This window comes from Micromonospora sp. IBHARD004 (assembly GCF_052814115.1).
In genome coordinates, this window is sequence record NZ_CP199934.1 from 1,756,639 (window position 1) to 1,770,462 (window position 13,824).

Consider the following 13,824-nt stretch of genomic DNA (forward strand, 5'->3'; position numbering starts at 1 on the left):
CAAGGATGGGGCTTCGTCTGACCCCTTACCGAGGAGGCCGGGATGGCCACCGACCTGACCGCGCCGGCCCGTACCCGGCCGGACGTCGCGCCGATCCAGCGGCGGACCCTGCGCCTGCTCTTCACCACCCAGATCATCGGCGGGGTCGGCGTCACCATCGGCATCGCGGTGGGGGCGCTGCTCGCCGCGCGGGTCGCCGGCACCGCGATGGCCGGCCTGGCGCAGAGCGCCGCCGTGGTGGGTGGGGCCCTGCTTGCCGTCCCGGTCACCCGGATCATGAACGGGCACGGACGCCGGCCGGGACTGGCCGTCGCCTACCTGGCCGGCGCGGTCGGCGCCGTGCTGGTGGTGCTCGCCACCGTCACCCGCTCCGTGCCACTGCTCTTCCTCGGCATGCTGCTCTTCGGTGGGGGCACCGCGGCGAACCTCCAGGCCCGCTACGCCGCGGTGGACCTCGCCGAGCCGGCCCGCCGGGGCCGTCAGCTCTCGTTGATCGTCTGGGCCACCACCATCGGCGCCGTGGCGGCGCCGAACTTCGCCGCGCTCGCCGACCGCACCACCACGGGTTGGGGGCTGCCGGCGCTGGCCGGCCCGTTCGCGTTCAGCGCTGCCGCCTTCGTGCTCGCCGCCGTCGTACTCCTCGTGCTCTTGCGGCCCGACCCGCTGCTCACCGCCCGCCGGCTGGCGGCGGCCGAGGCCCCGGTGGCGGCCGCCGTCGCGCCGCCGGACCTCACCCCGCCGGCGGACGCCGTCGCCCCGCCAGCTCCGACCGCCCGGCGCGGCGCGGGGATGCGGGCGGCCTGGCAGGTGGTACGCGGGCGCCCGGCCGCCCGGCTCGGCATCGCGGCGGTGGCGGTGGGCCACGTGGTGATGGTGGCGGTGATGTCGATGACACCGGTACGCCTCGGCGAGTCGCACGGCGACGCCGACGTGCTGCGGGTGGTCGGCATCGTGCTGAGCCTGCACATCGCCGGCATGTACGCCCTCAGCCCGCTGGTGGGCTGGCTCACCGACCGGGCGGGCCGGCGCGCGGTCATCCTGGGCGGGGTCGCAACGCTGCTGGCCGCGTGCGCGGTCGCCGGCACCGCCGGGCACCACACGCCCCGGCTCTCGATCGGCCTGGTCCTGCTCGGACTGGGCTGGTCCGGCACCATGGTGGCCGGCTCGACGCTGCTGTCGGAGTCGGTGCCGGCCGCGGTCCGGCCGAGCGTGCAGGGGTTCTCCGACCTGACGATGGGGCTGGCCGGCGCGGGGGCCGCCGCGGTCAGCGGGTTTGTCATGCGGGCGGCCGGTTATCCGGTGCTCACCCTGCTGGCGGCGATCGCGGTCGTGCCCCTGGTGGCGCTAGCGTTGCGTCCGGTGCCCGGGCGGGTGCCCGACGAGGAGGACTGATCACGTGCGGCTGACCGACTTCTGGGCGCGGCTGGAGGAGGCGTTCGGGCCGGGTTACGCGGCCAGCATCGCCCGCGACCAGGTGCTGCCCCAGCTCGGCGGGCGGACCATCGAGCAGGCGCTCCGGTCGGGTGAGCAGACCCACGTGGTCTGGCGGGCCGTCGTCGCCGCCTACCCCGACCGGGTGCCCGCGCGGCTGCGCTGAGCGGCCCGTTCGCCACTTCCGCGTGTCGCTTGCCGAGTCGTACACCTGTTCGGCTATTGTCCACAGCGGGGTGCTCGTCCACAGCTCGCGGCCCGTCGGCTGGTTTTCTGTCGGACCCAGCGCCTAGCGTGTCCCGCGTGACGCGAAGCTCAGGAAAGACGCCGGCGAAGGCAGGGGTGGCAAACATGGCCGCAGGGCCCGACCGGGAGAAGGCACTCGACCTTGCTCTCGCTCAGATCGACAAGCAGTTCGGCAAGGGTTCGGTGATGCGGCTGGGCGAGCGGCCGGTCATCCAGACCGCGGTGATTCCGACCGGATCGATCGCGCTCGACGTGGCGCTCGGCGTGGGCGGTCTGCCCCGCGGCCGGGTCGTCGAGATCTACGGTCCCGAGTCCAGCGGTAAGACCACGGTCGCCCTGCACGCGGTGGCCAACGCCCAGCGGGCCGGTGGCATCGCCGCCTTCATCGACGCCGAGCACGCGCTCGACCCGGATTACGCGAAGGCACTCGGTGTCGACACCGACGCCCTGCTGGTCTCCCAGCCGGACACCGGTGAGCAGGCGCTGGAGATCGTCGACATGCTGGTCCGCTCCGGCGCGATCGACGTCATCGTGATCGACTCGGTCGCGGCCCTGGTGCCGCGTGCCGAGATCGAGGGCGAGATGGGCGACAGCCACGTGGGTCTCCAGGCCCGGCTGATGAGCCAGGCGCTGCGGAAGATCACCGGTGTGCTCAACAACACCGGCACCACGGCGATCTTCATCAACCAGCTCCGCGAGAAGATCGGCGTGATGTTCGGCAGCCCGGAGACCACCACCGGTGGTCGGGCGCTGAAGTTCTACGCCTCGGTCCGGCTCGACGTCCGCCGCATCGAGAGCCTCAAGGACGGCACCGACGTGGTCGGCAACCGTACCCGCGTCAAGGTCGTGAAGAACAAGGTCGCCGCGCCGTTCAAGCAGGCCGAGTTCGACATCATGTACGGCAAGGGCATCTCCCGCGAGGGCTCGCTGATCGACGTCGGCGTGGAGCAGGCGATCATCCGCAAGTCCGGCGCCTGGTACACCTACGACGGCGACCAGCTCGGCCAGGGCAAGGAGAAGGCCCGGGAGTTCCTCAAGGAGAACCCCGACGTGGCCGCCGAGATCGAGAAGAAGATCCTGGAGAAGCTCGGCGTCGGGGTCGGCGCGGGCGACGCCGCCGGTGGCCCGGAGCTGCCGCCGGTCGACTTCTGACCGGTCGCCGGCTAAGTGGCAGGACGACGCGCCCGCTCGGGGCGGGGCTGGGATGCCAGCCCGCCCCGGCCGGGTGACGACAACACGACCCCCCGGCCCCGAAGGGGCCGCCGCGGCCGCTCCGAGGAGCCCGGTCCGGAGGCGACCCCGGCGCCACCGCGCGACGAGGCCGAGGTGGCCCGGGAGATCTGCCTGCGGCAGCTCGCGGTGCGGCCGCGTACCCGGGCGGAGCTGGCCGGTGCGCTGGCCAAGCGGGGCATCTCCGAGGAGGTCTCCGCGCAGGTGCTCGACCGGTACGACGAGGTCGGCATCATCGACGACGCCGCCTTCGCCCGGGCCTGGGTCTCCAGCCGGCATGCCGGCCGAGGGCTGGCCCGGCGGGCGCTCGCCAACGAGCTGCGCCACCGCGGGGTGGACGGCGACACCGCCAGCGAGGCCCTCGGCGAGCTGGACGAGGAGACCGAGGCGGAGACCGCCCGCGCTCTGGTGGACCGGAAGCTGCGCTCCGTCCGGGGCGAGCCGGACGCGGTCTTCCGCCGGCTGGTGGGCATGCTCGCCCGCAAGGGCTACCCGCCGGGTGTGGCGATCCGGGCGGTGAAGGACGCGCTCGCCGCGCAGAGCGCGGAGGCGGCCGAGTTCGCCGAGCAGATCGACGCCGACGCCCTCGCCGACGCCGAGGGCGAGCTCGACCGGGACAACCGCGCCCTCGGCTGACGGCCGGGCGGGGTGCCGAGGCGCTGACGGGAGGGCCGGGTGCTGAAAGCCTGCCTCAACGGCGGCCGGCGCCGCGACGAGCATGCCGCCGTCCCGGTCACCCCGGCCGAGCTGGCGGCGGACGCCGCCCGCTGCGCCGCGCGGGGGGTCGCCGCGGTGCACGTCCACCCGCGCGACGCCACCGGCGCGGAGTCGCTGGATCCGGCGGTGATCGCCGAGGCGGTCACCGCGCTGCGGGCCGTCGTGCCCGGGCTGCCGGTGGGGGTGAGCACCGGCGCCTGGATCGAGCCGGACCCGGCCGCCCGGGTGGCCGCCGTCCGAGCCTGGCCGGTGCTGCCCGACTTCGCCTCGGTGAACGCCCACGAGCCCGGCGCGGAGGCGGTCGCCGCGGCGCTGCGCGAGCGGGGTGTGCTGGTCGAGGTCGGGCTCTGGACGGTGCCGGCGGTCGAGGCCTGGCGCCGGTGGCGGGTGCCGGCCGGCCGGGTCCTGGTCGAGTGCCTGGCCGAGGAGCCCGAGGTGGCGCTGGCCGACGCCGCGGCGATCCTCGGCGCGCTCCCGCCGGACGGCCCGCCGGTACTGCTGCACGGCGAGGGTCCGGCGACCTGGCCGGTGCTCGCCGACGCGGTACGCCGCGGCCTGGACGCCCGGATCGGCCTCGAGGACACCATGGTGCTGCCGGACGGCTCGCCGGCGGCCGACAACTCCGCGCTGGTCGCCGCCGCCGTCGCGTCGGGTGCCCGCTGAGCAGGGCCGACACCGCTCGCCGGCCCGCCGGCTCGCCGCGTTTGTCCGCCCGTGTCCGGCATCTGGTCAGCGCTGGGTGATGCCACAACTTCTCTCCGTCCGGGTGGTTTGATCATGAGTTCTTGACCGAACGGCCCCCGGCGACCTAGCCTCGCCATACAGGTTCACATTGCCCGACCAGCGCAGGCTAAGCGCACAACATAGATCTCGTAACAGAACAGCATCACTTTGGCCAGCTTCACCGGCCCTTGACGGCAGCTCCGGACAGCCGGTCCGGAGCCGACCGACAACTGCAACCGGCCGTCGGCGATGCCCTTTCGGGGGCACCGCCGACGGAGAGCTACCCACTGCCAGCCGCTCCGGTCGGGCGTCCAGAGCCGCAGGTGCGTGCCCCCGGCACGTCTCCTGCGGAGTCCGACGTTCAGGGGGAGGCGGCCATGGCGGGGCGGCACAGGTTCACCGGCGGGCTTCCACGGATCGCCGGCCGGTCGGGCGCCGACCACGCCAAAACCGGCGGTCGCGAGACGGCCCCAGGCTCCGGGGCGACGGCATGAGCCCCTTCGAGGTCGTCATCCTCGCGGTGGTGCTGATCCTGGCCGTCGTGGTGGTCGGGGCCGTCCTGGTGGGCGTCCGGACGATGCGCCGGATCAGCGTCGCGCCGGCCCCCGGGGACCCGGCCTTCATCGCTGAGAAGGACCGCCAGGAGCAGTCCCTGGCTGCCCTGCGCTCCGCCGCCGACGAGGCGAACAGCACCATCGACGTGGCGAAGTCGGCCGCCGCCGCGGCTCGCGCCGAGGCGGCCGCCGCGAAGGCCGAGGCGAAGTCGGCCCGGGCCGAGGCCCGGCGGGTGCTCGACGACGCCCGCGCGGAGGCCGACACCGTCCTGGAGCGGGCACACAAGCAGGCCGAGGCGGACGCCGAGCAGCTCCGCACGGCCGCCCGGCGCAGCGGCGAGCGGGAGGTCGCCGTGCTCGCCGCGACCACCCGGGAGCAGGCTGCCGAGGTGGAGCGCCGGGCCGCCCGGATGGACGAGCGGGAGCGGCTGCACACCGAGGAGGTGGAGCGGCTCGCCGAGCGGGAGCGGCAGCTCACCGCCGCCAGCGCCGCCCTCGCCGCCCGGGAGAACGCCCTGGCGGAGCGGGAGCGGGCGGTGGCCGAGGCGGAGGAGCAGCGTCGCCGGGAGCTGGAGCGGGTGGCCGGGCTGACCGCCGACGCCGCCCGGGCCGAGCTGGTCGAGGCGATCGAGGGCCAGGCCAAGCGGGAGGCCGCGCTGCTGGTCCGGGACATCGAGTCGGACGCCCGCAACACCGCCGAGCAGCGCGCCCGGCACATCGTGGTCGACGCCATCCAGCGGGTGGCCAGCGAGCAGACCGCGGAGAGCGTGGTCAGCGTCCTGCACCTGCCAGGCGACGAGATGAAGGGGCGGATCATCGGCCGGGAGGGGCGCAACATCCGCGCCTTCGAGTCGGTCACCGGGGTCAACCTGATCATCGACGACACCCCCGAGGCGGTGCTGCTCTCCTGCTTCGACCCGGTCCGCCGGGAGGTCGGCCGGCTCACCCTGGAGAAGCTGGTCCTCGACGGGCGGATCCACCCGCACCGGATCGAGGAGGTCTACGAGCTGGCCCGGCACGAGGTGGAGGAGCTCTGCCACCGCGCCGCCGAGGACGCCCTGGTCGAGGTCGGCATCACCGAGATCCACCCGGAGCTGGTCACCCTGCTCGGCCGGCTGCGCTACCGGACGTCGTACGGGCAGAACGTGCTCAAGCACCTGGTGGAGACCGCCCACATCGCCGGCATCATGGCCGCCGAGCTGCGGCTGGACGTGCCGACCATCAAGCGGTCGGCGTTCCTGCACGACATCGGCAAGGCGCTCACCCACGAGGTGGAGGGGAGCCACGCCATCATCGGCGCCGACCTCGCCCGCAAGTACGGCGAGAGCGAGGACGTGGTGCACGCCATCGAGGCGCACCACAACGAGGTGCCGCCGCAGACCATCGAGGCCGTCCTCACCCAGGCCTCCGACGCCTGCTCCGGCGGCCGGCCGGGCGCCCGGCGGGAGAGCCTGGAGGCGTACGTCAAGCGGCTGGAGCGGATCGAGGAGATCGCGGCCGGCAAGGTCGGCGTGGAGAAGGTCTTCGCGATGCAGGCGGGCCGGGAGGTCCGCGTGATGGTGAAGCCGGACGACGTCGACGACATCGGCGCGGCGGTGCTGGCCCGGGACGTGGCCAAGCAGATCGAGGAGGAGCTGACCTACCCCGGTCAGATCCGGGTGACCGTGGTCCGCGAGTCCCGGGTCACCGAGATCGCCCGCTGAACCACCACCGCCACCGGTCGGCCGCGCCGGCGGGGCGGCCACCACGTGGACGCTACGAAGCTGATGTCGTGGATGAATCGCCCCCGGAACGGCGGACGCCGTGCCACTCCCGTCAGGACGGGACGCGGCACGGCGTCGTGGCGGGCCGGTCAGCCCTGCGGTTCGGAGACGGCCACCCCGCCGGCCGGGGTCGAGTCCGGGGCGGTCTGCTTGGGGATCCGGAACGCGCGCCGGCCGGTGCGCCGGTCAAGCCAGTTCGCCAGCGCGGTGAGCAGCGAGTTGATCAGGATGTAGATCACGGCCACCACGATCGCGGCGGCGACCACGTTGCCGTAGTTGGCGGAGAAGTCGTTCACCCCGCGCGCGAGCAGCTCGGGGAAGGCCACGATGTAGCCGAGCGCGGTGTCCTTGAGCAGGACGACGAGCTGGCTGACGATCACCGGGAGCATGGCGCGGGCGGCCTGCGGCACCAGGATCAGCCGCATGACCTGGCTCTTGCGCATGCCCACCGCGTAGGCCGCCTCGGACTGGCCGGCCGGGATGGACCGGATGCCGGCCCGGAACGCCTCGGCCAGCACCGAGCCGTTGTAGAGGGTGAGACCGGCCACCACGGCCGTGAACGCCGTGACCGGGCCCTGAATGAGGAACGGCACGCCGTAGAAGATAAAGAAGATCATCAGGAGCAGCGGGACGGCGCGGAAGAACTCCACCACCACACCGGCCGGCACCCGGATCCACCAGTGGTCGGAGAGCCGTCCGACCGCGAAGATGATGCCGAAGGCCAGCGACAGCACCATGCCGGTGGCCGCGGCGAGCAACGTCTGCCGCAGGCCGGGAAGAATGAACTGGGTCCAGGTGGCCGACTGGGTGAAGGGCTTCCAGAGCGAGGCCTCCCACTGGCCGGCCTGGTCGAACCTGGTGTAGATCCACCACAGCAACGCGACCAGGCCGAGGCCGAAGACGACGCTGAGCACCGCGTTGCGGACGCGGGCGCGCGGTCCCGGGTGGTCGTACAGAACGCCGGTGCTCATCAGCGCTTCACCGCCAGTCGGTTGGCCAGCCAGCCGAAGAAGTAGCCGGTGGGGACGAGGATCGCGGCGAACGTGCCGGCGAAGACCAGGAAGATCGGGATGACCGCGTCGCCGTTGTCGTTGATCAGCTGCTTCATCACGCTGGAGGCCTCGATCAGGCCGATGGTGCCGACGATCGTGGCGTTCTTGCACAGCGCGATGAGCACGCTGCCCAGGGGCGCGACCACCGCCCGCCCGGCCTGCGGCAGCACCACGATCCGCAGGGTCTGGAAGAAGGTCAGCCCGATCGCCCGGGCCGCCTCCGCCTGGCCGGACGGAACGGTGTTGATGCCGGAGCGGACGGACTCGCAGACGAACGCCGCGGTGTAGACCGACAGGCCGACCACGCCGAGCCAGAAGTTGTTCAGGTTCAGGTCGTCGGAGAGGCTCAGCCCGAGGGTCGAGAAGAGGCCGAAGTAGCAGAAGAAGATGATCAGCGTCAGCGGCGTGTTGCGGAAGATGTTCACCCAGGCCGCGCCGAAGCCGCGCAGCACGGGCACTGGGGAGACCCGGAACGCGGCGAGCAGCACGCCGAGCACCAGCGCGATCACCGCTGACGCGCCGGTCAGCTTGAGGATCCAGAGGAAACCCGACAGGTAGGCGTCGAGGTTGGTCGGATCAGCGAATACGTGCATGCGTCGACTCCCGGGGCACTTCGTCGGCGTCGCGACAGGCCGGGGCCGGCACCCGTACGGATGCCGGCCCCGGAACCGGTCAGACGCTGCCGCAGTTGGTCAGCTTGGTGGTGTCCAGCTCGGGCGCGGCCTTGCCGCTCTTGCCCAGGGTGGCGTCCCAGGCGGCCTTGTACGTGCCGTCCGAGGCGGCGGCCTTGAGGATCTCGTTGACCTTCTCGCAGCCTTCCTTGTCGTCCTTCTTCAGGCCGATGCCGTACGGCTCGGTGGAGAAGGTCTTGCCGACCACCTTGAACTTGCCGGCGTACTGGGACTGCGAGGCGTAGCCGGCGAGGATGATGTCGTCGGTGGTCACCGCGTCGACCTGACCGCCCTCCAGCGCCGTGATGCACTTCGAGTAGGCGTCGAACTGCTGGAGCTTGGCCTTCGGGTAGTCGGTCTGGATCCGCTTGGCCGGCGTGGAGCCCTGCGCCGAGCAGACCTTCTTGCCGTCCAGGCCCTCAGGACCGGTGATCGTCGAGTCGGCCTTCACCAGCAGGTCCTGACCGGCGACGAAGTACGGGCCGGCGAAGTTGACCTTCTGCTTGCGCTCGTCGTTGATCGTGTACGTCGCCACGACCAGGTCGACGGTGCCCTGCTGGATGAAGGGCTCGCGGTTGGCGGAGACGGTGGTCTTCCACTCGATGTTGTTCGCGTCGACGCCCAGGCCCTTGGCCACGATCTTGGCGATCTCGACGTCGAAGCCCTCGTAGGTGCTACCGGTCTGCAGGCCCAGGCCCGGCTGGTCGGCCTTGACGCCGATGACCAGCTTCTTCTGGCTCTGCGCCTTACCGACGATGCCCTTGCCGCCCCCGCTGCCGGAGCCGCTGCCGCCGTCGCCGCCGCAGGCGCTCATGCCGAGCGCCAGAGTGGCCGCCGCGGCGACCGCCGCCACGCGCTTCATACGCATACTTTTCTCCTTCTTCGACGGGAGCCCACCGGGGGACGGCGCGCTCCACTAGGGACGCTCAGTGCGTGAGAATCTTGGAGAGGAAGTCCTTGGCCCGCTCGCTGCGCGGGTTGGCGAAGAACTCCGTCGGCGGGGCGTCCTCGACCAGCTTGCCGTCGGCCATGAAGATCACCCGGTTGGCCGCGTGCCGGGCGAAGCCCATCTCGTGGGTGACCACGACCATCGTCATCCCGTCACGGGCCAGCGAGGTCATCACGTCCAGCACCTCGCCGACCATCTCCGGGTCCAGCGCGCTGGTCGGCTCGTCGAAGAGCATCGCCTTGGGCTGCATGGCCAGCGCGCGGGCGATCGCCGCCCGCTGCTGCTGGCCGCCGGAGAGCTGCGCCGGGTACTTCTCGGCCTGGTTGGCGATGCCGACCCGGTCCAGCAGGGCCAGGCCGCGCTCGCGGGCGGCGGCCGGCTTCTCCTTGCGGACCTTCACCGGGCCCAGGGTGACGTTCTCCAGGATCGTCTTGTGCGCGAAGAGGTTGAACGACTGGAAGACCATGCCGACCTCGCTGCGCAGCTTCGCCAGCGCCTTGCCCTCCGCGGGCAGCGGCTGGCCGTCGAAGGTGATGGTGCCGGAGTTGATCGGCTCCAGCCGGTTGATCGCCCGGCAGAGCGTCGACTTGCCGGAGCCCGAGGGGCCGATGACCACGACCACCTCGCCCTTGCCGACGGAGAGCGACACGTCGTCCAACACGTGCAGCGGGCCGAAGTACTTGTTGACCCCGTCCAGCACGATGAGCGGTTCGCCCGTCGTCACGTCGTCCACCGTCCCTGCCATTCGTCCCGGAAGCGGGGTCGGTCGACCCCCGGTTGGGCCACTGTAGGCGGGCCCACGTGGCGGAATGCAACTCAGATGGTCACGGTGCGGTAACACCGGTCCCCGCCGTCCCCGGGAGTCCGAATTCCGTCACGCGCCGGTCCGCCCGGGTGGCGGCGGCCGCGTTTCACGGAGATCATGTGGGGATGACCGATGCGATCCGGTTGACCGATTACGCCCGCGGCGGCGGCTGCGCCTGCAAGATCCCGCCCGGCGAGCTGGAGGCGATGGTCGCCGGGCTGGGACCGGCCAGCGGCACCGCCGACCTGCTGGTGGGCCTGGAGCACGGCGACGACGCCGCGGTGGTCCGGCTGGACGAGCGGACCGGCCTGGTCAGCACCGCCGACTTCTTCACCCCGGTCGTCGACGACGCGTACGACTGGGGCCGGATCGCCGCCGCCAACGCGCTCTCCGACGTGTACGCGATGGGCGGCACCCCGTTGGTGGCGCTCAACCTGCTCTGCTGGCCGCGGGAGAAGCTGCCGGTGGAGCTGGCCCGGGAGGTGCTGCGCGGCGGCCAGGACGTGGCCCGGGAGGCGGGCTGCCACCTGGCCGGCGGGCACAGCGTCGACGACGACGGCCCGAAGTACGGCCTCGCGGTCACCGGCGTGGTCCGGCCCGAGGAGCTGATCACCCTGGACGCCGGCCGCGCCGGCCTGCCGCTCTCGCTGACCAAGCCGCTCGGCGTCGGGGTGTTGAACACCCGGCACAAGGCCACCGGCGAGCGCTTCCCGGAGGCGGTTGCCTCGATGAGCGCGCTGAACCGGGACGCCGCGCGGGCCGCGGTCGCCGCCGGCGTCCGCTGCGGCACCGACGTGACCGGCTTCGGCCTGCTCGGGCACGCCGCCAAGCTGGCCCGGGCGAGCCGGCTGACGGTCGCCATCGACGCGGCCCGGGTGCCGTACCTGGCGGGGGCCCGCGAGGCGCTGCGGGACGGGTACGTCAGCGGCGGCACCCGCCGCAACCTGGACTGGGTGACCCCGTGGACGGACTTCGGCGCCGCCGACGAGGGGGAGCGGCTGCTGCTGGCCGACGCGCAGACCTCCGGTGGCCTGCTGGTCGCCGGCGAGGTGCCCGGCGGCACGGTGATCGGCGAGCTGCTGCCCCGGGGCGAGCACCTGATCCGGGTCCGCTGACTGTCATGTCGTCCGCCCGGACGGGGCACCATACCCGATAAACTGTCATCTTCCCGCTACTCGGGGCAACGGCGCCCGAGGAATCTTTGCCCGGAATGGTCACAGACCGGTAACTTGCCCCCGGCTGAGGTCATATGCACCCCACCATCGTCAGTAAGGCCCGATCCGGAGGCCGGTGGGACGAGCACAGCGAGGAGGCGGCATGACCGAGCTGTGGAACTGGAGAATCGACGGGGCGGCACCGGTGGAGGTGTACCCCGCGCTGGCCGAGGCGCTCGGCCGGGTGGTGATGCCCCTCGCCGTCGCCGACCCGGCCCGGCTGCCCACGTACGCGGTGATCTGCGACGTGTGGGAGGCGCCGGGGGAGTTCGGCACGATGGTCGACTGCTACGGGGTGCCCGAGCGGCTGCCCGAGCTGCCCAGCATCGCGGCGCTGGCCCGGCTGCTGGACCGCAACTGCCTGATGCGCGACGACACCCTCGACGCCGGCCGGCACCTGCTGGTCGCCCCCGACGGCACGATCCGCCCGGTGCACTTCACCGTCACCGAGACGGACGACGGCGAGGTGCTGAGCGAGCAGCGGCTCTGCACCGTGGCCCACCCGGGCTGCCGGGGCTGGTCGCAGTGCCACCGCTCCCGGTGGGCCCCCGACTCGGTCGCCCCGGCGCTCGCCGCAGCCTGAGCCCGGGGCCCGCCGGCGCGGGTCGGCGGGCCGACCGGGGCGCGCGTCGGGCGGCGTCAGGCGCGGGCCGTCGGCTGCTGGCCGCGCACCACCAGCTGGTCGAGCAGGGCCGCGGTGGCGGCGGCCACGGCGTCCACCGCGGCGTCGAAGGCGGCCGCGTTGTGGGCGGCGGGCGTCCGGAAGCCCGAGATCTTCCGGACGTACTGCAACGCCGCCGCGCGGACGTCCTCCTCGGTGACCACCGGGACGTACGGCTCACGCAGGGTCTTGATGCTCCGGCACACGGCTCCTCCTCGTTCGGTCAGACCAGCTCGGCCCGGATACGCTGTCCGGGTCATGACTACCGCAGCCGCGGGCAGCCCGCGCACCTACCAGGTGCGTACGTACGGCTGCCAGATGAACGTGCACGACTCCGAGCGCATCGCCGGCCTGCTCGAACAGGCCGGTTACGTGCGCGCCGCCGAGGCCGACGATAACCCCGACGTGGTGGTGTTCAACACCTGCGCCGTCCGGGAGAACGCCGACAACCGGCTCTACGGCAACCTGGGTCATCTGCGCCCCGTGAAGGACAAGCATCCCGGGATGCAGATCGCCGTCGGCGGCTGCCTCGCCCAGAAGGACCGCGGCGAGATCGTCCGCAAGGCCCCCTGGGTGGACGTGGTCTTCGGCACGCACAACATCGGCTCGCTGCCGGTGCTGCTGGAGCGGGCCCGGCACAACGCCGCCGCCGAGGTGGAGATCCTCGAATCCCTCGACGTCTTCCCCTCCACGCTGCCCACCCGGCGCGAGTCGACGTACGCCGGCTGGGTGTCGATCTCGGTGGGCTGCAACAACACCTGCACGTTCTGCATCGTGCCCGCCCTGCGCGGCAAGGAGAAGGACCGCCGCCCCGGCGACATCCTCTCCGAGGTGCGCGCCCTGGTCGACGAGGGCGTGCTGGAGGTGACCCTGCTCGGGCAGAACGTCAACTCCTACGGCGTCGAGTTCGGCGACCGGTACGCCTTCGGCAAGCTGCTGCGCGCCTGCGGCGACATCGACGGGCTGGAGCGGGTCCGGTTCACCAGCCCGCATCCGAAGGACTTCACCGACGACGTGATCGCCGCGATGGCCGAGACGCCGAACGTCTGCCACTCGCTGCACATGCCGCTGCAGTCCGGCTCCGACGACGTGCTGCGCGCGATGCGCCGGTCGTACCGGTCGGAGAAGTACCTGGGCATCATCGAGAAGGTCCGGGCGGCGATGCCGGACGCGGCGATCACCACCGACATCATCGTCGGCTTCCCCGGCGAGACCGACGCCGACTTCGAGCGGACCCTCGACGTGGTCCGGGCGGCCCGGTTCTCCTCGGCCTTCACCTTCCAGTACTCCAAGCGCCCCGGCACCCCCGCCGCGACGATGGACGGCCAGCTCCCCAAGCAGGTCGTGCAGGAACGCTACGAGCGGCTGATCGCCACGGTGGAGGAGATCACCTGGGCGGAGAACCGGAAGCTGGTGGGGGAGTCCGTCGAGGTGCTGGTCGCCGTCGGCGAGGGGCGCAAGGACGAGCGCACCGGCCGGATGTCCGGCCGCGCCCGCGACGGCCGCCTGGTGCACTTCGACGCGGGCTCCCTCGCGGGGCAGATCCGCCCCGGCGACATCGTGCACACCACCGTCACGTACGCCGCCCCGCACCACCTCAACGCCGACGGCGAGCCGCTGTCGCACCGGCGTACCCGGGCCGGCGACGCAGCCGAGGCCGGCCGCTCCCCGCGTACCCCCGGGGTGCTGCTCGGCCTGCCCACGATCGGCGCGCCGGCCGCGGCGCCCGCGCCGACCACCGGCTGCGCCGCGCACTGACCGACCGGCGACGGCCGGGACCGCCCCGTGCCGGCCCGGACATGCGGGAG

Annotated in this window: 14 protein-coding genes; 9 read left to right on the forward strand and 5 right to left on the reverse strand. The window is 72.7% G+C overall.

Features of this window, described 5'->3' with window-relative positions:
• Nucleotides 1–42: 42 nt before the first annotated feature.
• The 6 genes from ACTWO6_RS08705 to rny all read left to right on the forward strand — a co-directional run bounded on the left by ACTWO6_RS08705 (nt 43) and on the right by rny (nt 6,604).
• Complete coding sequence (locus ACTWO6_RS08705) at nt 43–1,392, forward strand: MFS transporter (protein ID WP_446219144.1); 1,350 nt, start codon at nt 43–45, stop codon at nt 1,390–1,392.
• A gap of 4 nt (nt 1,393–1,396) precedes the next feature.
• Nucleotides 1,397–1,597, forward strand: coding sequence for a DUF3046 domain-containing protein (locus ACTWO6_RS08710; RefSeq protein ID WP_446219145.1), 201 nt, complete (start codon nt 1,397–1,399; stop codon nt 1,595–1,597).
• 185 nt (nt 1,598–1,782) lie between these two features.
• The gene (recA, locus tag ACTWO6_RS08715; RefSeq protein ID WP_109799633.1) at nt 1,783–2,829 is read left to right on the forward strand and encodes a recombinase RecA; all 1,047 of its coding nucleotides are present in this window, start codon (nt 1,783–1,785) and stop codon (nt 2,827–2,829) included.
• A gap of 15 nt (nt 2,830–2,844) precedes the next feature.
• Complete coding sequence (locus tag ACTWO6_RS08720) at nt 2,845–3,543, forward strand: regulatory protein RecX (protein ID WP_446219146.1); 699 nt, start codon at nt 2,845–2,847, stop codon at nt 3,541–3,543.
• A gap of 39 nt (nt 3,544–3,582) precedes the next feature.
• Nucleotides 3,583–4,287: a 3-keto-5-aminohexanoate cleavage protein gene (locus tag ACTWO6_RS08725; RefSeq protein WP_446219147.1), complete on the forward strand. Its 705-nt coding sequence runs from the start codon at nt 3,583–3,585 to the stop codon at nt 4,285–4,287.
• Nucleotides 4,288–4,837: 550 nt separating this feature from the next.
• Nucleotides 4,838–6,604, forward strand: coding sequence for a ribonuclease Y (gene rny / locus ACTWO6_RS08730; protein WP_446219148.1), 1,767 nt, complete (start codon nt 4,838–4,840; stop codon nt 6,602–6,604).
• 149 nt (nt 6,605–6,753) lie between these two features.
• Here the strand turns inward: rny and ACTWO6_RS08735 are convergent, their stop codons facing one another.
• From ACTWO6_RS08735 to ACTWO6_RS08750, 4 genes are all read right to left on the reverse strand, one after another.
• Nucleotides 6,754–7,638 (reverse strand): amino acid ABC transporter permease, encoded by an 885-nt coding sequence (locus ACTWO6_RS08735; RefSeq protein ID WP_446220593.1) that lies wholly within the window; start codon nt 7,636–7,638, stop codon nt 6,754–6,756.
• Complete coding sequence (locus ACTWO6_RS08740; RefSeq protein WP_446219149.1) at nt 7,635–8,309, reverse strand: amino acid ABC transporter permease; 675 nt, start codon at nt 8,307–8,309, stop codon at nt 7,635–7,637. Before ACTWO6_RS08740 ends, ACTWO6_RS08735 begins: the two co-directional genes overlap by 4 nt.
• Before the next feature lie 79 nt (nt 8,310–8,388).
• On the reverse strand, nt 8,389–9,255 hold the full coding sequence (locus ACTWO6_RS08745; RefSeq protein ID WP_446219150.1) for a glutamate ABC transporter substrate-binding protein: 867 nt from the start codon (nt 9,253–9,255) through the stop codon (nt 8,389–8,391).
• Nucleotides 9,256–9,313: 58 nt separating this feature from the next.
• Complete coding sequence (locus ACTWO6_RS08750) at nt 9,314–10,069, reverse strand: amino acid ABC transporter ATP-binding protein (protein ID WP_446219151.1); 756 nt, start codon at nt 10,067–10,069, stop codon at nt 9,314–9,316.
• 197 nt (nt 10,070–10,266) lie between these two features.
• Between ACTWO6_RS08750 and selD the strand changes: the two genes are divergently transcribed.
• Nucleotides 10,267–11,256, forward strand: coding sequence for a selenide, water dikinase SelD (selD, locus tag ACTWO6_RS08755; protein ID WP_446219152.1), 990 nt, complete (start codon nt 10,267–10,269; stop codon nt 11,254–11,256).
• Nucleotides 11,257–11,458: 202 nt separating this feature from the next.
• On the forward strand, nt 11,459–11,938 hold the full coding sequence (locus ACTWO6_RS08760) for a hypothetical protein (RefSeq protein WP_130333164.1): 480 nt from the start codon (nt 11,459–11,461) through the stop codon (nt 11,936–11,938).
• A gap of 56 nt (nt 11,939–11,994) precedes the next feature.
• Here the strand turns inward: ACTWO6_RS08760 and ACTWO6_RS08765 are convergent, their stop codons facing one another.
• A complete protein-coding gene (locus ACTWO6_RS08765) occupies nt 11,995–12,222 on the reverse strand; it encodes a DUF2277 family protein (protein ID WP_446219153.1) in 228 nt (75 codons plus the stop codon).
• A gap of 52 nt (nt 12,223–12,274) precedes the next feature.
• Here ACTWO6_RS08765 and miaB point away from each other — a divergent pair, with 52 nt between their 5' ends.
• Complete coding sequence (gene miaB / locus ACTWO6_RS08770) at nt 12,275–13,774, forward strand: tRNA (N6-isopentenyl adenosine(37)-C2)-methylthiotransferase MiaB (RefSeq protein ID WP_446219154.1); 1,500 nt, start codon at nt 12,275–12,277, stop codon at nt 13,772–13,774.
• Nucleotides 13,775–13,824: the final 50 nt, after the last annotated feature.

What these genes read in the sequence shown, in the direction of transcription:
- ACTWO6_RS08705 (WP_446219144.1), top strand. Translation starts at nt 43, where the DNA reads ATGGCCACCGACCTGACCGCGCCGGCCCGTACCCGGCCGGACGTCGCG.
- recA (WP_109799633.1), top strand. Translation starts at nt 1,783, where the DNA reads ATGGCCGCAGGGCCCGACCGGGAGAAGGCACTCGACCTTGCTCTCGCT.
- rny (WP_446219148.1), top strand. Translation starts at nt 4,838, where the DNA reads ATGAGCCCCTTCGAGGTCGTCATCCTCGCGGTGGTGCTGATCCTGGCC.
- ACTWO6_RS08740 (WP_446219149.1), bottom strand. Translation starts at nt 8,309, where the DNA reads ATGCACGTATTCGCTGATCCGACCAACCTCGACGCCTACCTGTCGGGT.
- ACTWO6_RS08745 (WP_446219150.1), bottom strand. Translation starts at nt 9,255, where the DNA reads ATGCGTATGAAGCGCGTGGCGGCGGTCGCCGCGGCGGCCACTCTGGCG.
- selD (WP_446219152.1), top strand. Translation starts at nt 10,267, where the DNA reads ATGACCGATGCGATCCGGTTGACCGATTACGCCCGCGGCGGCGGCTGC.
- ACTWO6_RS08760 (WP_130333164.1), top strand. Translation starts at nt 11,459, where the DNA reads ATGACCGAGCTGTGGAACTGGAGAATCGACGGGGCGGCACCGGTGGAG.
- miaB (WP_446219154.1), top strand. Translation starts at nt 12,275, where the DNA reads ATGACTACCGCAGCCGCGGGCAGCCCGCGCACCTACCAGGTGCGTACG.